17 protein-coding genes are annotated in these 24399 nt (G+C 61.8%); 8 read left to right on the top strand and 9 right to left on the bottom strand.

Features of this window, described 5'->3' with window-relative positions; all coding sequences use genetic code 11:
• Positions 1-32: 32 nt before the first annotated feature.
• Positions 33-3425 carry a hypothetical protein gene (locus ED661_RS00085; protein WP_162929985.1) on the bottom strand — a complete coding sequence of 1131 codons (3393 nt, stop codon included), beginning with the start codon at positions 3423-3425 and terminating at the stop codon, positions 33-35.
• A gap of 542 nt (positions 3426-3967) precedes the next feature.
• On the opposite strand from ED661_RS00085, the gene ED661_RS00080 reads away from it, so the two are divergent.
• Both ED661_RS00080 and ED661_RS00075 read left to right on the top strand, forming a co-directional pair.
• Positions 3968-4261 (top strand): hypothetical protein, encoded by a 294-nt coding sequence (locus ED661_RS00080; protein WP_122071913.1) that lies wholly within the window; start codon positions 3968-3970, stop codon positions 4259-4261.
• Between the two features lie 53 nt (positions 4262-4314).
• Positions 4315-4860: a hypothetical protein gene (locus tag ED661_RS00075; RefSeq protein WP_254054727.1), complete on the top strand. Its 546-nt coding sequence runs from the start codon at positions 4315-4317 to the stop codon at positions 4858-4860.
• A 45-nt stretch (positions 4861-4905) separates the two neighbouring features.
• Here ED661_RS00075 and ED661_RS00070 read toward each other — a convergent pair whose 3' ends face one another.
• The 7 genes from ED661_RS00070 to ED661_RS00040 all read right to left on the bottom strand — a co-directional run bounded on the left by ED661_RS00070 (position 4906) and on the right by ED661_RS00040 (position 17271).
• Positions 4906-7626, bottom strand: coding sequence for a methyl-accepting chemotaxis protein (locus ED661_RS00070; RefSeq protein WP_122071910.1), 2721 nt, complete (start codon positions 7624-7626; stop codon positions 4906-4908).
• A 428-nt stretch (positions 7627-8054) separates the two neighbouring features.
• Complete coding sequence (locus ED661_RS00065) at positions 8055-9527, bottom strand: calcium-binding protein (protein WP_122071909.1); 1473 nt, start codon at positions 9525-9527, stop codon at positions 8055-8057.
• A gap of 108 nt (positions 9528-9635) precedes the next feature.
• Positions 9636-10802, bottom strand: a complete 1167-nt coding sequence (locus tag ED661_RS00060; protein ID WP_122071907.1) for a DegT/DnrJ/EryC1/StrS aminotransferase family protein — start codon at positions 10800-10802, stop codon at positions 9636-9638.
• Positions 10799-11761, bottom strand: a complete 963-nt coding sequence (locus ED661_RS00055; RefSeq protein ID WP_122071906.1) for a GDP-L-fucose synthase — start codon at positions 11759-11761, stop codon at positions 10799-10801. The genes ED661_RS00060 and ED661_RS00055 overlap by 4 nt, the downstream gene beginning before the upstream one ends.
• A 4-nt stretch (positions 11762-11765) precedes the next feature.
• On the bottom strand, positions 11766-12884 hold the full coding sequence (gmd, locus tag ED661_RS00050) for a GDP-mannose 4,6-dehydratase (protein ID WP_122071918.1): 1119 nt from the start codon (positions 12882-12884) through the stop codon (positions 11766-11768).
• Positions 12885-14697: 1813 nt separating this feature from the next.
• A complete protein-coding gene (locus ED661_RS00045; RefSeq protein WP_122071904.1) occupies positions 14698-15801 on the bottom strand; it encodes a ParB N-terminal domain-containing protein in 1104 nt (367 codons plus the stop codon).
• A gap of 51 nt (positions 15802-15852) precedes the next feature.
• Positions 15853-17271, bottom strand: a complete 1419-nt coding sequence (locus ED661_RS00040; protein WP_122071903.1) for an AAA family ATPase — start codon at positions 17269-17271, stop codon at positions 15853-15855.
• A gap of 494 nt (positions 17272-17765) precedes the next feature.
• Between ED661_RS00040 and ED661_RS00035 the strand changes: the two genes are divergently transcribed.
• Positions 17766-18770 (top strand): replication initiator protein A, encoded by a 1005-nt coding sequence (locus tag ED661_RS00035; protein WP_254054726.1) that lies wholly within the window; start codon positions 17766-17768, stop codon positions 18768-18770.
• Positions 18771-18993: 223 nt separating this feature from the next.
• Here ED661_RS00035 and ED661_RS00030 read toward each other — a convergent pair whose 3' ends face one another.
• Positions 18994-20238 (bottom strand): glycosyltransferase family 4 protein, encoded by a 1245-nt coding sequence (locus tag ED661_RS00030; RefSeq protein WP_122071900.1) that lies wholly within the window; start codon positions 20236-20238, stop codon positions 18994-18996.
• A gap of 238 nt (positions 20239-20476) precedes the next feature.
• Here ED661_RS00030 and rfbC point away from each other — a divergent pair, with 238 nt between their 5' ends.
• From rfbC to rfbA, 5 genes are read left to right on the top strand one after another with little or no spacing between them, the layout of a single operon-like run.
• A complete protein-coding gene (gene rfbC / locus ED661_RS00025; protein ID WP_122071898.1) occupies positions 20477-21040 on the top strand; it encodes a dTDP-4-dehydrorhamnose 3,5-epimerase in 564 nt (187 codons plus the stop codon).
• A complete protein-coding gene (gene rfbB / locus ED661_RS00020) occupies positions 21037-22089 on the top strand; it encodes a dTDP-glucose 4,6-dehydratase (protein WP_122071897.1) in 1053 nt (350 codons plus the stop codon). Before rfbC ends, rfbB begins: the two co-directional genes overlap by 4 nt.
• Positions 22090-22144: 55 nt before the next feature.
• Positions 22145-22615 carry a metal-dependent hydrolase gene (locus ED661_RS00015; RefSeq protein WP_122071916.1) on the top strand — a complete coding sequence of 157 codons (471 nt, stop codon included), beginning with the start codon at positions 22145-22147 and terminating at the stop codon, positions 22613-22615.
• On the top strand, positions 22612-23460 hold the full coding sequence (gene rfbD, locus ED661_RS00010; RefSeq protein WP_122071895.1) for a dTDP-4-dehydrorhamnose reductase: 849 nt from the start codon (positions 22612-22614) through the stop codon (positions 23458-23460). Before ED661_RS00015 ends, rfbD begins: the two co-directional genes overlap by 4 nt.
• Positions 23457-24329: a glucose-1-phosphate thymidylyltransferase RfbA gene (rfbA, locus tag ED661_RS00005; protein ID WP_122071894.1), complete on the top strand. Its 873-nt coding sequence runs from the start codon at positions 23457-23459 to the stop codon at positions 24327-24329. Before rfbD ends, rfbA begins: the two co-directional genes overlap by 4 nt.
• Positions 24330-24399: the final 70 nt, after the last annotated feature.

Genomic DNA, 24399 nt, shown 5'->3' with positions numbered 1-24399 from the left:
GCCTTCAGCCGGGGGAGGGCCGCGTCATATTTTCACGCCGCCCAAGCGGTATCAAACTTGGTGCGAAACCCGTCGATCTGAGCCACTTCGATCTGCAGGCTCTCCTGGGCATCGATCGGATTGGTAAAGGTCAGCGCCCGGTCGCGGCTGCGGATGAGACGTCGTTTGGAGGCCGCCAACTGGGCCTTGAGCGGCGTGGCCTCGACATAGCGCGCCAGTTTCTTGCGCGCGGCCAGCACCAGGGGCTGCGCCTCGGTGAGCTTTGCCAGCCCGGTGCCAAAATCCAGCCCCGGTGCCTTGGCGGCCGCATCTGCCGCGCTGAGCAGCGCGTTGATCGCCAGGAGTTCACTGTCCAGACAGCTGTCATTGGCGGCGCTGCCATCCTTTAGTTCAGTCTCTACTGCAGGCCGAATAGCGGCGCGCTGGCTGGTAAAGCTGGCCTTGCAGGCCACCCGTTCCAGGATCGCTTCGAGCTGGGTGATGGCGGTGCCAAGATGGCTCCGGACCAGGTCCAGATCGGGGCTTGCCCCAAGGGAGGCATCACGGCCCTTCTGGGCCTCGGCTGCCGCCGTCGCCCGCAGGGTAGCAAAGGCGCCATCATCCTTGCCCGCGACATAGCTGACCAGTTCGTCGTAGTTCTTAAAGGCGGCCACCACATCCTTATCAACCGCCGCCAGCACATCCTCCTTTTTCAGCGCCGCCAGTTCGGCGCGCATCTCGATCAGGTTCTGCGCCACATCGGCTGCCGCATCGCCTGCGGTGATACTGTCCAGCGCGCTTTTGTAATCACGCGCCGCCCCCTGGGTCGCGGCCTGACGCAGATAGACATCACAGGAGGCCAGCTCATCCGTAGCGGCACTGGCCTGCGGCTTCTTGCGCAGCTCAACCAGCCGCGCCTCCAGCGCATCGCGTTTGGTCTTATAGGCCAGGTAGTCATCAGCGCGGGTCTTATAGCCGGGCCATTCGCCCTGATGCGCCGCCAGAATACGGGTGGCAGCGTCAAATTTACGCTGACCTGCCGCCGTTGTGGCGGCCGCGGAATTTGCCTCCATCCGGGTGATCACATCGTCAATGCCCGCCTTGCCGGCATGGGCCTTGAAATCCCCCAGCTGGGCGTCAAAAAGCGCCCGCAGCGCAACGTAGGCTTTGGCCTTATCGCCGCGTTTGCGCAGATCCCCGGCCTCGCGCTCGGCCAGCTCCAGCGCCTCAGCCGCCTTGAGCAGATCCGGCTGCACCCCCGGCTGATTGGCCGCCAGCGCCGCCTGACAGCGGGCAATGCCAGTGCTCAGCAAGGCCTTCACATTGGCCGGGTAGGAGTTGAAATAGGTGAGATAGGTCTGCAGCGCCTGCAACAACCCCTGCTTTGTCACCCAATAGCTTGCCGCCGGATCCCCATCCAGCTTCTTGGCCCGGTCCAGCATCAACTCGACCTTCTGATCCAGCTCCGGCACCCTGTTCATCAGCCGGACGGCGGCCTCAAAATCTTCCTTACCGGCCTCGGTCACCCCGTCATCATAGGCCGCCAGAAGATCATCAATGACCGCCTGAACCGGCGCCCTGGTCGAGGTTTTGCCCCGCATGGGCAGGACCCGGACCGCCCGCACCTGCTGGATCGCCCGGTAATGGGCAAAATCATCTGCCAGGGCCTCCAGCGCATCGCCGCGGCTGAGGAAGGAGACAATGCCGCTGGCCGCCTTCTGGAACTCAAAGCGGGCCGCATCGGCTTCGGCGGCGGTGATCTCATCCTCCAGCGCCTTCAGCTTGCCTTTGACCGGATCGACATCCTTGAGCGCATGGGCCTTGATCGGCACCAGACGGGCGGCAAACAGCGGCTGCTGCTGCTCCCAGGTCTGCTTGTCACGGGTGAGCTGTTTCACCTTGGGTTCCAGCGCGACCAGCAGGGTCGCGGCCTGTTTGGCGGCCTTGTCGATCTGTGGCGCCTCGGCTGCTTCTTCGGGCGTCGAGAGCAGCCCTTCGATCTGTTGCACCGAGGCATCCCAATCGCCGGGATGGGGGCTGCCAAAGGCGGCGATCAACCCCTCCACCCGGAGCAGGACCCCGCGTGTCTTGTCGATATTCTGCAGCGCCTGTTTTTTGGCCGGATCATCGCTGTTTTCTGCCAGCGGTGCCCCCTCTTCGGCGGCGGTTTTCTTGGGCGCGCGCGCGGTTTCAGCGCCCGCGTCAGGCCCGGTCTTGCCGGGCGCACTCGGAGCCTGAGGAGCGGCGGCGGCTTGCGGCGCCGCATCCAGTACCGGGCGCAGCCGCCCCGCAATCATATTGGCCTTGTCAAAATTCCCGCTTTGCCCGGCCTGCACTGCCATATCCCAGGCGGCCTGGATTTTTGGTGCCCGCGGATCCTGCGCCGCCACCAGAGCCGCCACCACCGGCGCATAGCGCGTCACAACCTCATCCCAGGCCGCCTTCAACTGGCTGCTGTCTTCTGCCGCGGCGTTCTCGGTGGTGGCGGCCTGTTTCGCCGCCTCTGCCGCCTGGGCCAATGGGCCTGCAAGCTGACCAATGGCCTTGAGCGCCGCTGCAAACCCCGCCGCCGCCGCCTTTTCCTGGGCATAGGACCAGATCGCCTGAATGCGGGCGATATCCCCATGACCCGCCGCCAGAGCCCGGCGCACATGCGGGTCCAGCTTGGCAAAACTCTCCTGCCAACGCGCCGCCAGCGGATCCGCCCCGGCGGCTGGCGCGGTTTCGGCCTCAGTTTCAGCGCCCGTTTCAACCCCGGCCTCTGCCTCAGCCGCGGTCTGCGCTGCGGCCTGTCTGGCGGCGGATTTGGCAATCTGTTTCAGCGCGGCTTCCAACTGATCCAGCAGTTTTGCCACCTTTGCGCCCTTGCCCTCGACCAGCAGCATCTGCGCCTGCCTGTGCCCCTGAGCAATTTTATCCAGGATGGCCCCGTCAAGCGAGCCAAGCGCGCCCTGCACCGCATCGATCCGCGCCTGCAACGCCTCTGTCTCAGCCTCGCTCAGCCCGGCTTCGGAGGCGGCGGGCGTCTCGCTCTGCTGCGCCGCGGTCGCAGCGGCAGGGGCTGCGGGGGCGGCCTCTGCGGCATCTTCCGGATCCAGTTTGAACTCCGTCTCCCCCGGTGCCAGCACCGCCAGCTTCATCTGAATGCCATTGCTGCGAAAGAAGATTCGGAAGTTTTTCACCAGCCCGGCCGGCGGATCGGTGCGACAGGCGAGTTTGACCAGCTGGCCATCCACGGTCAGGGTGCCATAGCAGGATTTTTGCGGCTGCACGCCCTCGGTTTTTTTGACCTGCAGCAACAGCTTATCACCGCCCCGCTCCTTGTGCATGATCAAGGCGCAGTCTTCCGGTTTTTTGCCCAGAGCCAGCGCAAAACTCAGCTCCTTATTGCGGGCCAGTTTAATCTTCTGCTTCAGCTCCTTTACGGATTCCATGTCTAGCGGCACGGCCATTCCCCCAACTGATTACTGATAATAACATTTAAAAACAGAGGTATAAGATAGGCCCCAAGCTAAAACGGCAGGCAGCCCCCCGTTCAGGATGCACGCAGATCGCCATGTGGTCCAGTTTTTTACCCGGCTGCCGCGGCCGCCTCTGGTGCAGGGCAGGTTCCAGGGGCCAGGCCTGGGCGATTGTTCAGGTGATTGTTCGGGCAGCAGTCTGGCCTGTTGTCTGGCCAGCTGGCAGGACAACAGGCCAGACAACAGGCATCACAACCCTAAGAGGATCATCTGATCCGCCGGCAGGCAGGGGAGGCCGGGGCCAGAAAAGGCAGACGCGGAACCCTAGGATCCCGCGTCCGCAAAAAATTAGGTGCTAAAAAGAGCTTGTCGACTCGCCACCACTCACGGTTTTCACAGCTGCCGGACTGGCAAAGAGTTTAAGCAATCACATTCAAGTGTCAATATGACACTCAACCAGCGGTACACTGTTTACTTTTTCACCACAGTCAGCAAGAATTTACGGACTATTTGAGGTTAGAAAACCCATGACAGAAATTTCCAAACTAACGGAACTGAGAAAACTGCTCTTGAACATGGAACAGTCCATGGGATTGCAGGATCTGTCGGCTGTTGAGCGCGATATTTATTATGCAGCCAGCGATCACGCAGTCAGTGCGGGCGCGGTCAAGACAACGATACTGCAAGAACATGCCCTGCTGGCCAATGTGTCCCGGCCCACTTTTTTCCGGGCGCTCAAATCCCTGCAGGGCAAGGGCTACCTGGAACAGTGCAAAAACTCTGTTCGTGGTTATTATATTGTTAAGACACCGGCGAGATAACCCTGGGTAGAAATACACGAGGGGCAGCAGTGGCAACAGGACCGACAGTGGCAGTGAGCAGGCTGGCAAAAGAAACGGGCATGGTGTCGCTTGCCTATCTGGCAGCCTTTTTTGCCACCTTCGAAGTCTTGATGCCAGTGCAGGCCATTTTCTTCCCGGAATTTTCTGGCCGCGCCAGCCTGTTGTTTCTGCCCCATGGGGTGCGGGTTCTGGCCGCTTGGCTGCTGGGCTGGCGCTCTGTTGTGGCAATGCTGCCGGGGGTTGTTATTGCCTTTGTCTATGTGGCGGGCTGGGGTGCCTTTGTGCCCAGTCGCCTGACCGCCATTGCCGTTGCGGTTCTGGTGCCTGCCGCCTGTTTCTTTGTCCTGCGCCTGCTGAACCGTGATCTCAGCCCGGCAGAGGGCCGCAGCCCCTGCTGGTCCTGCATCATGGCAATCGGGCTGGTGATCTCCGTGATCACCTCGCTGCTGACCAACTATGCCCTGGGCGCTACCCCAGAGGCCTATATCGCCTATCTGATCGGCGATTTCTTTGGCCTGTTCTTCCTGATGCTGATCTTGATGTTCCTCTTCCGCGGCCTGCGCCACTACGGTATCTGACCCAGGTCCTCTCTGGCCCTCTCTCTGGCCTTCCCTCTCTGGCCGTCACCCGGTCTGGCGCAGATCCTGATCCCAGCTGTCCTGTCCCATATCGTCAAACCCGGTGTCATCAAAACCTGAGCCATCCACACTGGCCTCCCCAAGACCCGCCTCCTGGGCGCCGCTCTCGCTGCCGGTCCGGAAGCCGCCAAGGGCCTCATCCATAGCCTGGGCCTCCTGCGACAGCCCCACACTGGAGGAGGTGACCTCCTCGAAGAGGGCGGCGTTCTTGGCGGTGGCATCGTCCAGATTGCCCATCGAGGCATTGATCTCTTTCAGGCTGCCCGACTGTTCCGAGGAGGCCTGGGAAATCTCCTGCATCAGGGCGGCTGCACTGGTCACAGAGCTGGAGATCTCACTGATCACCTCGCCGCTGCGCGCCACCAGATCAACGCCTATGTCCACGTTTTCACCGCTTTCGGCCACCAGGTTGGAGATCTCGGTGGCCGCCTCCTTGGAGCGATGCGCCAGGGTGCGCACCTCCGAGGCCACCACGGCAAAACCCTTGCCAACATCACCAGCCCGCGCCGCCTCGACGCCGGCATTCAGCGCCAGCAGGTTGGTCTGTTTGGCGATATTCTCGATCATGCCAATGATCTTGGCGATCTTTTCCGAGCTGCTCTTGATGCTCTCCATCGCCTGGCTGGTCTGTTGCACCACATCCAGGCTTTCATCGGCATTCTGGCGCGCCACCTCCACCGAGGCCGAGGCCTCCCCCGAGGCCGTGGCGGTCTGAGAAATCGACACCGAGAGCTGGTTCACCGCGGCGGCGGTGCTGGCCAGGGTCTGAGCCGTGCGTTCGGAACGTTCCGACAGATCGCGCGAGGCGGCGGAGATCTCCGAGGTGCCCCCGGCGATGGATTTGCCGCTGAGACCAAGGCTGCTGACCGAATGTTCCAGACCCTCCAGCGCCGCGTTGAAATCATCGCGCAGCTTGGCGTAGCCGGGGCTCATGTCCTCATTGATGCGGGTGGTCAGATTGCCGCGTGACAGCTGCGCCAGGCCCTCGCCAATGGCCGTGACGGCCGCCGTCTGATCCGCCTGACGCTTCTCGCGCTCGGCCTGGGCGGCTTTTTCATTCTCTGCCTTTTCCACCAGGCCATCGCGGAACACCGACAGGGAGCGGGCAATCTGGTAGATCTCATCGCTGGCGCGGTCAAAGCCGCTCACCGGGCTCAGATCGCCTTCGGCCAGATGTTCGGTGGTCTCGCTGATCTTGGCCAGAGGGCGGGTGATCAACACCCGGGTCAGGATCAGTGCCAGAACCAGAATTCCGGCAAAGCCCAGCAGCAACATCTGCATGCGCTGCTGCGCCAGTGCCATCTGGCTGGTGATCCCATTGGCCATCTCGGCAATTTCTGCCTGGCTGGTCGCACCCAGATCGGCGGCGTGATGGGAAATGCTCAACACCACCTCGGCGGTGTGATCAGAGGCCTCTGTGGCGGCTTCATCCGCTTTCAGCGAGCCCACCTTAAAGGCGGCCATCCCCGCAGCCGGATCGGCCAGGGCAATCATCCCATTCAACTCGGTCGCAAGACTGCCCTCATTGAAATCCAAAAATGCCGTCAGCGCCTCAGCCGCCTGCTGTATTGGCGCAATGGTGGCCTGTGCCGCCGCAACATCCGCCGCCGCTGCAACATCCAAAGCCGCCAGCTGGAAGGTGCTGATCGCCCCGGTCACCAGCAAGAGCTCCTGCAGAACCCCCACCTGATTGTCCAACAGGCCCTGAATCGCCTGCTTGTTGTTGTCGCTGGCCTGGCTGGCTGCGATCGACAGGGTAAAGACCATCTTGTCCAGCGCCCGCGACAGCGGCGCCGAACTGCTCTGGCGGGCCTTCATCACGATCTTGCGGTTTTCCTTCTGCTCCTTGCGGGTCGCGTTCAGGGTGCCCTTGAAGACTTCAATACCCGCGCGCACCCGTTTGGCGCCAAAGGCGTCCAGGCCAATCTCTTCCAGCTGCCCCAGCACCGGCTCCAGCCGCGACAAGGCCTCCTCGGCCATGCGCTCCAGCTCCTTGCGGGTCTTCACATCGCGCACATGTCCCAGCGCCAAGGCCGCGCCCGACAGCATGTTGATATCGCCCCGGGCCTCGAGCAGGGTCTGCAAGCCGCCAAATTGTTTTTCCACCAGATCGACCAGCACCTCATCCACCTGGGTAATGGTTGCATCGCCCCCCGCCATCAGGTTGGCATAGGCCTCCTCAGCCACCACCAGCAGCTTGCCCTGCAAAGCCTCGCTATAGCCCTGCAGTTCAGCGGTCTGGGTTTCGATCCAGGCCTGGTTGCGAAAGGCGCTGCGCCGCGCTGCCACCAGGCTTTTCAAGGTCTCTGCCGCATCTGCCGCCTCAGTCTTAAAGCCCTCTTGCTCCTCGCCCGGCAATCTGGCGATACTGGCGTTCAGGGCCTCAGCGGCCTGCACCACGGTCTCTTCGGCACCCGCCAGCTCGGCCTCATTGGTCGAGAGCAGGATCCGGGTCATGGCGTTTTTGCTTTTGCTGGCGGATTCCCCCAGCTTCTGGCTCATCTCAAGATGCGGCAACTTTTGCCCCGACAGCTCCTGCATCTGGCTGCCCACCTGGCCAAACACAATAGAGACCAGAACACCGCCCACCGCCGTGGCCGCCCCCAGCGCCAACAGGATCAAGGTAAGCTTGGCCCCAATACTGGAGAAGGGCAGCCTTCTGCGTTTGGATATCGCTGGTTTCTGTGCCGTGTTCTCTGCTGTCATGGCCAATCCACGCTTCCCTATGCTTCTATCAACCCAGTGTCGCGAGCCCGAGACATTCACATCCCGGGCACATCCCGGGCGGTACGCCCACAGTCTGACAAACCGACTGCCGCTCCTTGCTGGATTTTCTCTCCCAAATGGGACCTCTGATCCGATGCTCTAGGCAAGCCATGGAAGAGTAAAAATACCATAAGCATCCTGTAGAGAGTGCGGACAATTTTAACGACCTTGCGCCCGCCCCCGCACAGGCAAACAAAGAGCAGGGGGGCGCAAACCACCGCGCCCAGACAGCGGCGGGCAGGGGGACCTATGGGATGGGCACCGGGGCAGGCACCAGCTGCAACCCCGGTCAAACTAGAGGCGCGCACCTCTAGGGAACCCTTCACCCAATAAGCAATATTATGTTTAATAACCCATCACACCCCAATTCAGAACAGGAAATCATCCGCGGTGACCGCATCCAGCTCGAGCCCCTGCAACAGGATCTGGCCATTGCCGGTGACCACCAGAACACCGCCCGATTGCTGGCTGATCTCCAGGTCCGAGAAATCATCTCCCGCGACATTCATGCCGCGCAGATCAATGCGGTCTTCGCCGGGGGTGAAATCGGTGATCACGTCCTGGCCGTGTTTGCGGCCAAAGATAAAACTGTCAGCGCCGGCGCCGCCGCTGAGCCAGTCGCCGCCGATATCGCCGGAGAGGCTGTCATTGCCATTGCCGCCAAACAGATGGTCACGCCCGCGCCCGCCCCGAAAGCTGTCATCGCCGTCATAGCCCCAGGCCCAATCGGCGTCGGCGCCGCCCTTCAGGGTGTCATTGGCACCGCCGCCAAACAGGCTGTCCGCTCCGGCCTGACCGACCAGCAGATTGGCCCCGGCCTCGCCCCAGATCCGGTCATTGCCAGTGCCGCCGCGCAGGTCATCATTGCCCGCACCACCATAGAGCAGATCCACCCCGGCATTGCCTTTGAGCTTGTCGTTGCCCAGCTGATCGGCGCCGCCGCCGCCATATTGGATCTTCTGCTCCGGGGTCTCTGTCGGCGCGATCCGGTCCGGCGTGGTGAAGCGCCCATCGGGCCAGATATCGCTGAGGCTCAGCGCCCCGCCCCCGGCGCGCTGCACCACAATCTCGCAGTCGCCAAACTGCAGGCGCATGCCGCCAGCGAGGCTGTGCACCTGCAGCTGCGCCGGGCTGTAAAGATCGGGGATCAGCGACAGGTCCAGATGATCGGTGCCGGGGCGAAAATCTGTCAGAGTCACCGTTCCGCGGGCTGGCCCGACAACAAAGAGATCGGCGCTCGTCCCGCCGGTCAACCGGCTGCCGGCATGGCTGGCCACCAGAATATCATCGCCCGCCCCGCCATTCAGGGTCACCGCACCCGTCTCGCCCTCTGGGCCAATCTCCCCCTGTAGCAGATCATCGCCACTGCCGCCCCAAAGCCCGCCCTGGGTGACACGGTGCACCAGACCCAGGTTTGACAGATCGAGACTAAACCGGGAGATCCCGCCCGCAGTGCCGGAACTGACATAGATCTCCAGCTGATCCCCAAGCACCGCCGTTTCCAGCGCGGTGACATTCTCCAGCCCCAGGCCCTCGGCCTGGGCCAGGCTGGTCACATGCAGGAGTTGCCCCGACGGCAGCAGCCGCAACAGGCTCAGCCCATCGTCAGTGCCGGCCGCCAGCACCAGCACATGATCGCCGACCTGCACCAGCTCCAGCACGCAGGCGCCGCCAAACCGGGTCGCCAGGGTGTCATTCAGCTGATCGGCCAGGCTGAGCCCGCCATCCGCCGCCACCCGCAACAGGCTGCGCACCCCCTGCCCCAACGCGTCCAGCGCAAACAGCAGCCCACCATCAGCGCTGAGCTCCAGGGCGGCCTTTCGGCTGGGATCGGATGGCAATGGCGTCTGCGCCGGGGCCAGCCCTGCGCCCGCCGCTGGCGGCGGATGCGGGGCATCTCTGACCAGCTGGAGGAATGGCTGCTGCGCTAGGGCGCAGGCCAGCTGGTTTTAGATCTCAGCCAGGGCCGCGACGGCCTCGGGGATGGGATAGTGGTGGTTGCCCACAAACAGCCCATTGGCATCGATGTAATCGGCATTGGTCAGGCTGCCGTGGATTTCATAATCGAAATACTGCATCACCGCGTTCTTGGCAAAATTGCCCGCCACGATGGGACGGCATTCAAAGCCCTTGGCCAGCAGTTGTTTCACCAGATCGGCGCGGTTGACCCCGGAGCCCTCGCGGATCACCAATGAGAACCCAAACCAGCTGGAACAGCCGATCTCCTGCTGGATGGCAAATTTGGCATGATTGCCCAGCTGCTCCTGCACCAGCGCCCCATTGGCACGCCGGCCCTTGATGAGATCCGGCAGTTTCTTCAGCTGTTCGCGCCCCAGCGCACCGGACATCTCCAGCGGGCGCAGGTTGTAGCCCGGCAGCACAAAGCGGAAGCTTTCCTCAAAGGGGTCCTCAGATTTCTCGCCGGTCACATGGTTGAACTTGGGCAGGTTGCGGGTCCAGCCATGAGCGCGCAGAGACAGCATCACATGATAAAGCTCCTCGTCATCGCAGGTCACCATGCCGCCTTCCATGGTGGAGATGTGATGCGAGAAGAACGAGGAATAGGAGCCCATGACGCCAAAGGTGCCGGCCTGTTTGCCGCCAAATGTCGCCCCCATGGATTCGCAGTTGTCCTCGATCATCACGATGCCGCGCGGCGCACAAAGCCCCTGCAGCACCTCAAAATCATTGGGGTTGCCGAGCAGGTTCACCACCATCAGGGCGCGGGTCTTGTCGCTGATCGCCGCCTCCAGCGCGGTGAGATCATAGTTCAGCGTGGCCCGGTCGATATCGACAAATTTCAGTCGCAGGCCATATTGCTGCAGCGGGTAATAGGTGGTGGACCAGCTGACCGCGGGCACGATGATCTCATCGCCGGGCATCAGCCGCAGATCATCATTCTTGGTATAGCGCAATGCCGCCAGCATCAGCAGGTTGGCCGAGGAGCCGGAGTTGACCATCACCGCATGTTTGCTGCCAAAATGCGCAGCAAATTCTTCTTCAAAGGCCCGCACCTCGGGGCCCATGGAATACATGTCGCTGTCGATGACGCGCTGCAGCGCATCCTGTTCCGCCTGATCCCAGGAGGAGGTGGCGAGAGGGTAAATGGGGCTCATGCGTATCCGCTTTCCAAATAGTGGCGATAGGTCTGCGCGATGCCGTCCCGCAGCGAGGTCGGGGCCTGCCAGCCCCAGTCCTGCTGGCGCGCGGTATCGCAGAGTTTCTGCTTCATGCCCACCGGCTTGCTCAGATCATGGGTGAACGTGCCGTCCCAGCCAATCACCTCGGCCACGGTGGCGTAGTAGTCATTGATTGTATGGTCCTGGCCCAGGCCGATGTTCAGGCTATCCGGCAGGCTTGCCATATCGGCAGCGGCGCGCAGCACCGCATCGGCCAGATCGGCGGCATACATGAACTCACGCCGCGCCGTGCCATCGCCCCAGATTTCGACGCTGGTCTCGCCGTTCTTTTGCGCCTGATGCACCTTGTGGATGATGGCCGGCAGCAGATGCGAGTGTTTCGGGTCGAATTTGTCATAGGCCCCGTAGAGATTGCAGGGGATCAGCGTCTTGTACTGGGCGCCCTCATCCTCGCGGCGGATATACTCGCACAGGCGCAGCGCCAGGATCTTGGCAATGGCATAGCCCTCATTGGTGGGCTCCAGCGTGCCGGTCAGCACCATCTCTTCGCGCAGGGGGTTCTCGGCGGCGCGGGGGTAGATGCAGGTCGAGGCCAGGTTGAGAAACTGACGGAGCCCGGCCCGATGCGCCCCCATGATGATATTGCGCCCGATGGCGGTGTTTTCGTCCAGAAAGGCCACCGGATTGGCCATATTGGCCTGGATACCGCCGACGCGCCCCGCCGCATGCACCACCAGATCCGGCTGGTGCCGGGCAAGATAGGCGTCAACGGCCCCCGCATCCGTCAGATCCAGCTCAGCGCTGCGCGGGGCCAGAATATGCCAGTTGGCAGCGCCGGGATGGGCCTGGATATTGCGCCCCACCAGACCGCCGCCGCCGGTCAATAGCATCCTCGGTTTGCCGCCCAAAGCGGGGCTCTCCTGTCCTGCGCTCATGATCTCAATCCTCGCGGGCGACGGGTTCGTCATAGCCGTGATCCTTCAGCACCCTGGCGCGCTGCGCTGCCTTCAGATCCGAGGCCGCCATTTCGGCGCACATGTCCTGCACGGTGATCTCCGGCACCCAGCCAAGTTTGGCCTTGGCCTTGGCAGGATCACCCAGCAGGGTCTCCACCTCGGCCGGGCGGAAATAGCGCGGATCAATGCGCAGCACCACATCGCCAACGCTCAGCGCCGGGGCCTTGTCGCCGCTGATCGCCGCCACGGTGGCGATCTCATCAATGCCAGAGCCGCTGAATTCCAGGGTGATCCCCAGCTCGGCTGCGGACCATTCAATGAATTGGCGTACCGAATATTGCACCCCGGTGGCGATGACAAAATCCTCCGGCACCTCCTGCTGCAGCATCATCCACTGCATCCGCACATAGTCCTTGGCATGGCCCCAGTCGCGCAGCGCATCGATATTGCCCATATAGAGACAGGGCTCCAGCCCCTGGGCGATATTGGCCAAGCCGCGGGTGATCTTGCGGGTGACAAAGGTCTCACCGCGGCGTGGGCTCTCGTGGTTGAACAGGATGCCGTTGCAGGCATACATGCCATAGGCCTCGCGGTAGTTCACGGTGATCCAATAGGCATACATCTTGGCCACCGCATAGGGCGAACGCGGATGAAAGGGCGTGGTCTCGGTCTGTGGGGTTTCCTGGACCAGACCGTAAAGCTCGGATGTCGAGGCCTGATAGAAACGGGTCTTTTTCTCCAGCCCCAGAAAGCGGATCGCCTCGAGCAGGCGCAATGTGCCCATGGCATCCACATCCGCGGTGTATTCCGGGCTCTCAAACGAGACCGCCACATGGGACTGGGCGCCAAGGTTATAGACCTCATCGGGCTGCACATCCTGCAGGATCCGGGTCAGGTTGGAGGAATCGGTAAGATCGCCGTAATGCAGCTTGAAGCGCGCATGATCCACATGCGGATCCTCATAGATGTGATCCACCCGCTGGGTGTTGAACGACGAGGCCCGGCGTTTGATACCATGTACCTCATAGCCCTTCTCCAGCAGAAACTCCGCCAGATAAGATCCGTCCTGGCCGGTCACACCGGTAATAAGCGCTCGTTTCATCGGCATTCCTTTTCTACCTGCCCCCAGTTTCACCTGCCCCAAGCCTCACAGATCCCAGAGATCGCGAGGCCCTGACACAGGCGAGCTGGCCTCTCTTTACCGGGGTACGGTCTGGGCAGCCAGAGTGCAAGCCTTGCGCGACCTCCCCTGGGAGGCAAGCCGCCTCTCGCTGCCCCCGTTTCCCCCTGTGTTGGTCTCGGCAGGAAGCTTGATACCCTCAAGGTGCATAAATTTACCCAAACACAGGCGGGGGTTGATTTTCTCGGATTTTCCCACAGGCTGCCAAACATGGGCAAAAAAACGCTGCATTTCCATATCGGGTCCCATAAGACCGCCACCACCACGCTGCAAAACGCATTGGCCGCCAATGGTGATCTGCTGGCGCGCGCCGGGCTGCTCTATCCAAAATCCGGGCGCTATTTCAGCGGCCATCACCCGCTGGCGCTACAGCTGCGCGACCCTGAGCAGCGCAATCAGCCGCTGGAGGCCCTGGGCGACTGGCCCGAGCTGCTGCGCGAAATCGACGCCAGCCCGGCCAGGGATGTGCTGCTGAGTTCCGAGAATTTTGAATGGCTGCAAGACCTCTCTCGTCTGCAGGGGCTGTCGCGCCGCTACCGGGTGCGGGTGCTCTTTTACATGCGCAACCCCGCCAGCTATCTTGAGAGTTTCTACAACCAGCTGGTCAAGGATCTCAAAACCCGCGAGGCGCGCACTCTGGAGACCTATATCTGCGAACACGGGCTGTTTTTTCTCGACAATGAACGGCTGCTGCGCCGCTGGAGCGACACCTTTGGCGCCCCGGCGCTGCAGGTGCGGCTCTATGAAAAATCCCTCAGCGCCAAAACATTGCTCAGCCAGTTTCTGCAGATGCTGGGCTGTCAGAACCCGCCCCGGCTGGTGCTGCCACAGAGCCCGGCGCTGCAGAAGATCTCTCTGCCGCCCGATGCGTTGGAATATCTGCGGCTGCGCAATCTGCACCGCGCGCCACCCAAAGGCCAGCACCGGATCACCATGACCCTGGCGCAGATCGCCCAGACCGAGGCGGCGGCGCTGCAACGCAGCCGTGCCGGGCTGCTGTCTGTGGCGGCGCAGCAAAACCTGATCCGGCGCTTTGCGGCCGGCAATCTGCGGGTGGCGCGGGCCTGGAGCGCGGACTGCTGGCAGCGCTTTGAGGCAGAGGTCCAGGTCCGGCGCCCGCCGCTCACCCTGATCTCAAGCGAGCATTTCTCAGGTCTCAGTGACCCGAGCCAGCTGATCACCAGGCTGCAGCGCAGTTTCTCGCGGATCACCGTGCTGGCCTATCTACGCGATCCGGCGGAACTCTATTGTTCGACCCTGCAACAGCGCATTCGCGGCAATGGCGACCGGCTCGCCGCCCTGCCCAGTCCGCTGACCTTCTTTTACCCGGCGCGCAAACAGCTGGAGCCCTTTTTCAAGCTGGTGGGACCCGAGAATATGCTGGTGCGCCGCTTTGGCAGCAATGCCCCCCAGGACCGCCATACCCGCCGCGATGTGGTGCAGGATTTCTTTGCAACCCTGCCGGCGCTGATCCATGCCAATGCCAGTCCCGCCAGCCCCGGTCTCTTTGCGCCTCAAAACTCACACTTGCGCCGCCATGTCAAACCCCGGATCTGGATCTGCGACAGCTGGAAGCGCCCGCCAGGGATGCCCAGGAAAGCCACCAAATGTTTCGCGCGCGAAACATTTAGGCCAAAAGATCCGAAATTGGAACAGGTCCAAACAGGCCAAATAGACACGAAAGAGGCACGCATTTGCGTGCCTCTTTCGATCCCCAAAGCGGGCAGGGCGCGGCCTAGCGCTGCGCCAGCCAGGCTTTTAGATCTTCCAGCAACGCGGCATCCACCGCCGTGCCGCTCAGCTCGATGCGTTGTGCCCCCGGCTGAAAGCCAAGGCGCAGGCCCGGTGCAAGCTGGGTTGTGACCCGTTCCTGGGTCCCCACCTCTGCTGTGGTCTGGCGAACTCTGGGCGGGCTATTCACCGCTCCTCCCGCCGCCACCTGTGGCTCTAACGGTGAGGTTAGGCTCGTGTCTTGTTCTTGATCCGCGGCAAGGGCGGCGTTCAATACCGCCAGCTCCTCAGCCGCTGTGCCGCGCTCCGCGGCCTGCAGCGCCGCTTTGAGCCGGGTGGCAAACTCCGGGTCCTCGCCGATCTGGCGCACCAGGGCGAGACCCAGTTTTTCGCTGATGGCAGTGGGGAAGTAAAGCACCGCATCCAGCGCCTCAACCAGGGTGACAAAGCTGCCGATCTTGGAGCGCTTGGCCCGCGGCGCATTGGCAAACAGCCCCTGCAGCGCCTTTTTCAGACTGGGGAAGACCCCTTCCTTGAGGGCGCGCACGGCAATGCGGGCGCGTTCATAATGGGAGAGATTGACCCGGATTTCATTCTCTTCCACCATCGCCACATAGGCTGCCTCGGCACTATCAGGCCGGATCACCAGGGCTTTGATGGTGGCAAAATCAGAGTCTGAAGTCTCAGCGTAGAGTCTGCGCAGTGCCGAAAGCCGCCGCCAGCCCGAGATCAGCCCCCAGGATTTTCCGTCAATGCGCCCCTCCAGCGGTACCACCTCGATCGGAGTCTGCTGGCCACGGGCCCGCAAAGAGGAGATCAGTGCCTCCATCTCATCGGCGTCCTGATCAATACGATCGCGCACCAGATGGGTCTCGTCGATCCGCTCCAGAGCAATCTCTTCCACCATCAGCCCGCGCGCGCGCGCCTGCTGCAGCACCTGGCTGACCTCCTGCAGCGCCGCCGAGGCCGAGGCCTCACCCGCCACCTGGGCAATGGGGGCGGCGCTGGCAGCCGGGGTTGGCAGCGGCCCGGCGAGGGCGGATTTAGCCTCAGGCGCGCCCGCGAGATAGGTGTTTTGTGCCGGGGAAAGCCGTTTGCGTTTTGCCATCTGCTGATCTCCTCATCGCGCCAACCCTGGACGCTTCACCTTGTTAGAGCCTTAGGCCGGCGTGCGCTGCTCTTGCATTTCGGCCGCGCGCTCCAGCTCGCCGCGCCGCCAGACCCCCAGCAGCAGCCGCTTGAAGGCGGCATAGGTGGCGTCAAATGTTTCGCGCCCACGCGCGTAGGTTTCGCGATTGAAATCGCGGTAATCCGCCTCGTAGATGCCAGAGACCTGTTCGCCGGCCTGACCGATCAGGGCGGTGAAATCCTGCTTATGCGGCGAGAGCACCGGCCCCATATAGGCCTGCATCACCCCCGCCAGCTCGCCTTGCTGGGCAGCATCATAGCGGGTGATCACTGCGCGCACCGCATCCCATTCAAATCCCATCTCTGGCCGCCCCAGAGCCCGGGCCGCCAGGTTCTCGCCCTCCTCAATGGAGGCAAAGGTGGAATGCAGCATGTCAAAAAACCGCCCCGTACTGTCGAACTCCAGAAAAGAGGCGCCAACGGGCACCAGCAGGATATCCGAGGCTGCCAGCCCGTTGATGGTCAGATAGCCAAGCGCCGGGGGGGTGTCGATGAAGACCAGATCATAGTCATCCAGCACCCCGTCTGCCTCGAGCCGGTCGGTGAGCGCATCCCAGAGTTTCCAGGAGCGCGCCGCCATGCGCCAGACCGGGATCTGGAACTCGGCCCAATAGAGGTTCAGCTGTGCCCCGATGAGATCGATATTGGGCCAATGGGTGCTTTGGATCACATCTGCGGAGGTCATCTCCATGGCGGCTGAAAGCGTGTCATCCAGCGGCTGTGGCGCTTCACCGCGATCCAGGCGGCGCTGGTTTTCAACCCGCAGGTGCTCACCGTAGTGGCGCGCCAGCAGCGGAAAGGCGGTTTGCCATTCATCCTCCACCTTGCCGCCAAAGATCGAGGTCATCGACCCCTGGCTGTCCAGATCAATCACCAGCACCTTGTAGCCATCCAGCGCCGCCGACATCGCCAGATGTGCCGCCGTTGAGGTCTTGCCAACGCCGCCTTTGAAATTGGCCACCGAGACCAGTTTGGCCGGCAGGCCCTTGGGGCGGTAGGGCGTATAATCCTTGGCCTTGGAGCCCTGGGCGCCAAAATGCGCCCTGAGCACCAGCACCTCATCCAGAGTGAACCATTTGGCGCCGCCCTCGGTCTCTGAGCGCCCCTGGGGCAGGTCCGGATTGGCCTTGAGCACCCGGCGGAAATGGGCCTGGGCAACGGGGATCAGATAGCGGGTGATTTCCCAGGTGGAAAACAGCCGCAGCTCCTTGCGGCCCTGCTCGTTCATGCCGCGGCTGGAGAGATCTGCCCGCCCCCGGGTACAGCCCTCGGCAATCTCGGCAAAGCCGGAGGTGCTGGTTGGCGCCTCAAGCTCTGCCAGGGCTGCATCGGGATCAATGTTGAAATAGGGAGGGAGCCCTGCGCCTGCCTTGTGGATATCTCGTGCCATGCTGCTGTGCTGCCTCTGCCCGCTGGTTACTCGCTTGGGGGCGGATTGCTTTGCCTCTTCCTGCCCCAAGTGTGCGATGTATCGCCTTTATGGTCTGATAGCAGAAAAGGTGGCACATGGGAAGAATATGCGCAGGTCTTTTTCTTTTTCTAAGCAAATCAAGCCTGTGCACGAGGGGAAAGCCCAGGCTTTTTGGGGGTGAAAATTTTTCTACCCTGTTATTTATGAGTTATATTATAGTTATAGGCACAGGGACGATGGCTGAAAGGCCTTTTTTTACTGGCGATTGGCGGTGATTTTTCATCTGTAGTGACTCTGAAACCCCGTTGAAATGACTCCAAACCCCCGAAGCAGCGATTCCGGAACCCCGTTGAGAAAGCTTGTGGATAACTCTAGGGTAGGCGTAATCAAAACCACGAAAACGAGTCACCCCGGGAGTCTGGCAGATCAGACGCGATACCTGGGGGGCAGCAGGCGAAATGGGCGGGGCAGTCATGGCAGGGGCAGGCGGAGCATATCCAGCTGAGGCCGCGGGGGGATTTTTCCTCTGCGATATCTTTGATGCGATTCCCAAAAACGATCTGGCCTCGATGGAACATCCGCTGTTTTCTCTGGCGACGCGTCCGGATCGGCGGATCCTGAACTATGAGCACAACGGGGCGCAGATCACCGTGGTGCCCAGCGTCAAAGGCCTGGCGACGATCCATGACAAGGATATCCTGATCTTCTGCATCAGCCAGCTGATGGCGGCGCAGAATGCCGGGCGGGCCCTGTCGCGCACCCTGCATCTGAAGGCGCATGATCTGTTGATCGCCACCAATCGCGAGACCTCGGGCGATGCCTACCGGCGGTTGCGCGAGAGCTTTGAGCGGCTGGCGGGCACCCGCATCACCACCAATATTGTCACCGGCGGCGAAGAGGTGACCTCGGGCTTTGGTCTGATCGAGAAATGGGAGATCGTGCGCAAAGCACGCGGCGGACGCATGGTCAATGTGGCGGTGACGCTGTCGGATTGGCTGTTTCGCGCAGTCCTGTCGAAATCGGTGCTGACGCTGAGCCGCGATTATTTCCGCCTGCGCAAACCGCTGGAACGGCGCATCTATGAGCTGACGCGCAAACATTGCGGCCGCCAAAATGCCTGGACCATCTCGGTGGAGACCCTGCTGAAGAAATCCGGCTCCGCCAGTCCGCGCCGGGTGTTTCGCAAGATGATCCGCGACATGATCCAGGCCCAGCCGCTGCCGGATTATGCCATGGAAGAGCTGCCCGGAGATCTGATACGCTTTTCCCAGAAACATGCCGTGTTAGAGCCTGGAGTAGCAGATGCGCCGGTGTTGAAACCCGCGACCCTGGAGCGGGCGCGCGCGTTGATGCCGGGGGCGGATGTCTACGCGCTGGAGGCCGAGTGGCGCGCCATGTGGGGGCGCTCGGGGCGGCCACGCCTGCGCCAGGCAGATGCCGCTTTCCTCGGCTGGGTCAAAAAACGCAGCGAAGGCTAAGGGGGGTAACAGGGGGCTTTGCCCCCTCGCGCCAAGATGGGGCTTTGCCCCGTTCAATCCTCAAAGCCTCGAGTGGAGGCTTTGCCGCCCTTGGCGGACCGGATTTCACCCCCCAGGATATTTTTGGCCAAATGAAACCAGATCTGTGGTGGGTCCTGCTCTTCATTTGGCCTTAAATATCCCCGCCGGAGGCCATCAAATGTTTCGCGCGCGAAACATTTGATTAGAGCGTGATGCGCTTGGCCGCGGGCACCAGGGCGTTGATTTGGGCGATATGTTCCGGCAGGCAATGGCTGAGGAAGTCGTAATTCTGCAGCACATGGGCGCGGGCAGCGGGGCCCAGATGGGCATAGGATCCGGGGTTGGCCACAACATCCACCACCTGATCCGCAAGCGCGCCCGGGTCAAAGAAATCGACCAGCATGCCAGTCTGCCCATGGCTGACCGCCTCGCGCACCGGGGCGACATCTGCCGCCACCACCGTGGCCTGCATCGACATGGCCTCGAGCAGGGACCAGCTGAGCACAAAGGGCATGGTGAGATAGATGTGGCAGCGGCTGATGCGGATGATGCGGCAGAGATCATCGTAGGGCACCTTGCCGAGGAAATGCACCCGGCTCCAGTCAAGGCTGTCACCCAGCTCAGCCTCCATTTCACCGCGTAAGCCCTGCGGGTGGCTGCTCTCGGTGCCATAGGAGGTCTCATTGCCGCCAATCATCAAGACCCGCGCCTGGGGGCGTTCGGCCAGGATCCGGGGCAGGGCGCGCATCATGATATGGAAGCCACGGGCGCGCTCCATATTGCGGGCCACATAGGTGATGACCTCGTCCTCACGCGTCAGCGGCTGTTCCAGACGCCCCAAGCCGACCGAGGCTTGCGGGTCGGGCAGCAGTCGGTCGCAGCGAATACCATCGTGGCAGGTATACATGCGGGAGTGGAAGGACTGGGGGAAGCGATCACGTTGCCAGAGTGTCGGGGTATGGCCCTGATCCACCACCTCGATGCTGGCATAGGGCACGGTGTTGCGGGCCTGGGCAAAAAAGCCCGCCTGATCATTGGGCGGATTATCCGGATCAAACCCGACCAGCCCGCCCGAGGTTCGGTAGAAATATTCAAAGAATCCGATCACCGGCACGTCCGGCCAGATCTCTTTCATGAACAAGAGTTCACCCCAGCCGGTATGACCAATGATGATATCGGGTTTAAAGCCATGCTCCTGGTCCAAACGGCGTGCGGCCTGGGCGGCCCCCAGCCCGACCCCTGCGGCTGCTTCCCAATCCTTAGACAGCCCATAGGCCTCTTTGCCGGGCTGGTGATGCGCCTGATAGGTCACGGTTGTAACCCCCTGCAGCTGCAGCCCCTTGCGCTGGGTGAGGAAGGCGATCTCATGTCCACCCTGTTTGACCAGCCAGCTGAGCAGCTCGCGATATTGGCCGGGCATGTTCTGATGGACAAAAAGGAATTTCATAATGGGCTCAACCTTGGACAATCTCTGCGCTCATGCTTGCCGGGGAATGGGCTGGGGTGCAAGGTGGCAGCGGCTTTGTGGATCCTGCCTTGCCATGTTTGGGTCATGGTTGCGTCATGGCGAGGTCGGTTTTTTTGTGGACCAGAAGTGGATGACCTTTCCTGTCGTGTCGATGTATTTGCTTCTTGCGGGCATGGGCGCCTGGGAAAGGCTGCTGTAAGAGGTGGTGTGATAAAAGATGCAGGTTGAAGAAACGGGATTGCCGGGGTTGAAGATCCTGGTGCCGCAGCGCTTTGGTGATGCACGCGGGTTTTTTAGTGAGTGTTGGAGCCGCCAGCGGCTGGCAGAGCAGGGGATTGATCTGGATTTTGTGCAGGACAATCATTCTCTGTCGATGCAGCTGGGCACCCTGCGGGGATTGCATTTTCAATCGCCGCCCCATGCCCAGGCAAAACTGGTGCGCTGTGGCCGCGGGGCGCTGTTTGATGTGGCGGTGGACATTCGCAAGGGTTCTCCCAGCTATGGCAAATGGTTCGGCATCGAGCTGACAGCGGAAAACGGCAAGCAGCTTTTGGTGCCTGTCGGGTTCCTGCATGGGTTCATCACCCGGGCACCGGAAAGTGAGATCCTGTATAAGTGCAGCGATTACTATGCGCCCGATTGTGATGGCGCCGTGGCCTGGGACAGCTGCGGGGTGGACTGGGGATTTGACGGCACACCGCTCTTGTCAGACAAGGACGCGGCGGCTCCCGCTCTGGCGGATTTTGACAGTCCCTTTACCTGGGCAGGAGATCCCTCATGAAACTTTTGGTGACGGGCGGCGCCGGCTTTATTGGCTCGGCGGTGGTGCGGCGCGCCATTGCGGATGGTCACGAGGTGGTCAATCTGGATGCGCTGACCTATGCCGCCTGCCTGGAGAATGTGGCGGAGGTGGCGGAGAGCCCCAACTATGTCTTTGAGCAGGCAGACATTCGCGACCGGCCCGCGCTGGACCGGATCTTTGCCGCCCATGCCCCTGATGCGGTGATGCATCTGGCAGCCGAGAGCCATGTGGACCGCTCCATTGACGGGCCCGGCGATTTTATCGAGACCAATATCACCGGCAGTTTCAATATGCTGGAGGCGGCGCGCAAATACTGGATTGAGGCAGGTCGCCCCGAGGGTTTCCGCTTTCATCATATCTCGACGGATGAAGTCTATGGCAGCCTGCCTGCGGACCCGGATGTGCTGTTCACCGAAAGTACCGCCTATGACCCGCGCTCACCCTATTCCGCCAGCAAGGCCGCGAGCGATCATCTGGTGCGGGCCTGGGCCGAGACCTATGGGCTGCCGGTCTTGCTGACCAATTGCTCCAACAACTACGGGCCTTTCCACTTTCCAGAAAAGCTCATCCCGGTGGTCATTCTGAACGCGCTGGCGGGCAAGGCGCTGCCGATCTATGGCGATGGCTCCAATGTACGCGACTGGCTCTATGTGGAAGACCACGCCGATGCCCTGCTGACGGTGGTGCAAAAAGGCGCCCTGGGGCGGACCTATAACATTGGCGGCGAGAATGAGCGGTCGAACCTCGAGCTGGTTGAGACGCTTTGTACGATCCTGGACACAAAACGTCCGCGCACTGATGGTCTGTCCTACAGGGACCAGATTACCTTTGTGACGGATCGCCCTGGCCATGATGCCCGCTATGCCATTGACCCCTCTCGCATTCGCGAAGAACTGGGCTGGCGGCCCAGCGTCACGGTGGAAGAGGGGCTGGAGAAGACCGTGCAATGGTATCTCGACAATGAGAGCTGGTGGCGGGCGCTGCAAAACCGCGATGGCGTGGGGCAGCGGTTGGGGACAGGCCAGTGAAGAGGCCTGTGAACCGGTTTGGCGCCGCAGAGCGCAATCTGGAGAGCCCGGGCGCATGTTAACGGCGCATCTCCCTTCCGGCTATGTGCTGGCGCGTTTGCTGCCAGAGAGGCGCTGGCTGCTGCCGGCCGCTCTGATTGGCGCAGTGCTGCCCGATCTTGATATGCTATGGTTTCACTTTGTAGATCAGGGCAGCGTTCATCATCATCGCTATTGGGTGCATATGCCGGCTTTTTGGGCCGCTATTGCGGCTCTAACACTGCCTGTTGTGGCAATCTGGGCCCGAGTCCTGCTGCCTGCAGCGGTGGTGTTCTTTGCTGCGCTTCTTCTCCACATTATCCTGGATAGTATCAGCGGCGGTATTCTCTGGCGGGCGCCCTTTGATGATAAGCTATATGCGCTGGTGGAGGTCCCCGCCAGCCAGTCTCACTGGGTGCTGTCCTTCCTGCTGCATTGGACCTTCTTGCTGGAGCTGTGCATCTGGGGCGGGGCGATTTATCTCTGGCGAAGGGGGAGGGGCAAATGATCCTTGTCTTTGGAAAAACCGGCCAGCTGGCGCGGGAACTGGCGCGCCATGAGGCTGTCATCTGTCTGGGGCGCGATCAGGCGGATCTGTCGGACCCGGCAGCCTGCGCGGAGATCATCCGCGCCAAGACACCCGCTGCGGTGATCAATGCCGCTGCCTATACGGCCGTGGACCGTGCCGAGGAGGAAGAGGCGCTGGCGACCCAGATCAACGGCGCGGCTCCGGCGGCGATGGCTCAGGTCTGCGCCGATCTTGGCACCCCCTTTGTGCATGTCTCCACCGATTACGTCTTTGACGGCAGCGGCAAGAAGGCCTGGCAGCCCGAAGATATGGTAGCACCGGTCAATGCCTATGGGCGCAGCAAGCTGGCGGGGGAAGAGGCGGTGCGCGCGGCAGGCGGTCCCCATGCCATTCTGCGCACCTCCTGGGTGGTCTCGGCCCATGGCAACAACTTTGTCAAAACCATGCTGCGTCTGGGCGCAGAGCGGGAAAGTCTGACCATTGTGGCAGATCAGATCGGCGCACCGACACCTGCGCGCGATATCGCGACCGCCTGTCTGGAGATGGCACGTCAGTTGCGCACGGAGCCGGGAAAATCCGGCACCTACCACTTGCAGGCCAGCCCCGAGGTGAGCTGGGCTGGATTCGCAGCTGAGATCTTTGCCCAGGCCGGCCTGACCTGCCAGGTGGCGGAGATCCCAACATCTGCCTATCCGACACCGGCCGTGCGACCACTAAACTCAAGATTAGATTGCACTACGTTAGAGACTGTTTTTGGTATTGATCAGCCTGATTGGCGGGTCGGTTTAGCGGATATTTTGAAAGATTTAGGAGAGGCGTCATGAGTGCGAGAAAAGGCATTATTCTGGCAGGCGGGTCCGGCACCCGGCTTTACCCCATTACCATGGGAGTGTCGAAACAGCTCTTGCCGATCTATGACAAGCCGATGATCTACTATCCGCTTTCGGTCCTGCTGCTGGCTGGCATCCGCGAAATCTGCCTGATCACCACGCCGCAGGATCAGGAGCAGTTCAAACGCACCCTCGGCGATGGCAGCCAATGGGGCGTTAACCTCACTTATGTGGTGCAACCCTCCCCCGATGGGCTGGCCCAGGCCTTTATCCTGGCCGAAGATTTCCTGGATGGCGCCCCCTCGGCGCTGGTCTTGGGGGATAATATCTTCTTTGGCCATGGTCTGCCCAAGCTGCTGGCCGCGGCGGATCAGCAGCCAGCGGGTGGCACCGTCTTTGGCTATCACGTGGCGGACCCCGAGCGCTACGGGGTGGTGGCCTTTGATGCAGGTGGCCGCGCCCGCGAGATCATCGAAAAGCCGCAGATCCCACCGTCAAACTACGCGGTGACCGGGCTGTATTTCCTCGATGGCTCCGCGCCAGAGCGGGCCCGGGCAGTGCAGCCCTCTCCCCGCGGTGAGCTGGAGATCACCGATCTATTGCAGAGCTATCTGGACGAAGAGGCCCTGCGGGTGGAAACCATGGGCCGGGGCTATGCCTGGCTGGATACCGGCACCCATGGCTCGCTGCTGGAGGCCGGCAATTTTGTCCGCACCCTGCAGGACCGCCAGGGGCTGCAAACCGGCTGCCTCGAGGAGATCGCCTTTGAGCAGGGCTGGATTGACCGCGACCAGCTTGAGGCGCGCGCCAAGCTCTTTGCCAAAAACGACTACGGCCGCTATCTGGAACGCCTGCTGCACTAGCTGCGGACGCGTTACTCCAGGGGGGGCCCCCCGTCTTTGGATCGGGGCCGGGAGTCTTGTGCTGCTCCCC

It is taken from the genome of Pseudophaeobacter sp. EL27 (genome assembly GCF_900313025.1).
In the GTDB taxonomy this organism is placed as follows: domain Bacteria; phylum Pseudomonadota; class Alphaproteobacteria; order Rhodobacterales; family Rhodobacteraceae; genus Pseudophaeobacter.
This window is presented reverse-complemented; position numbering and strand designations above follow the sequence as displayed.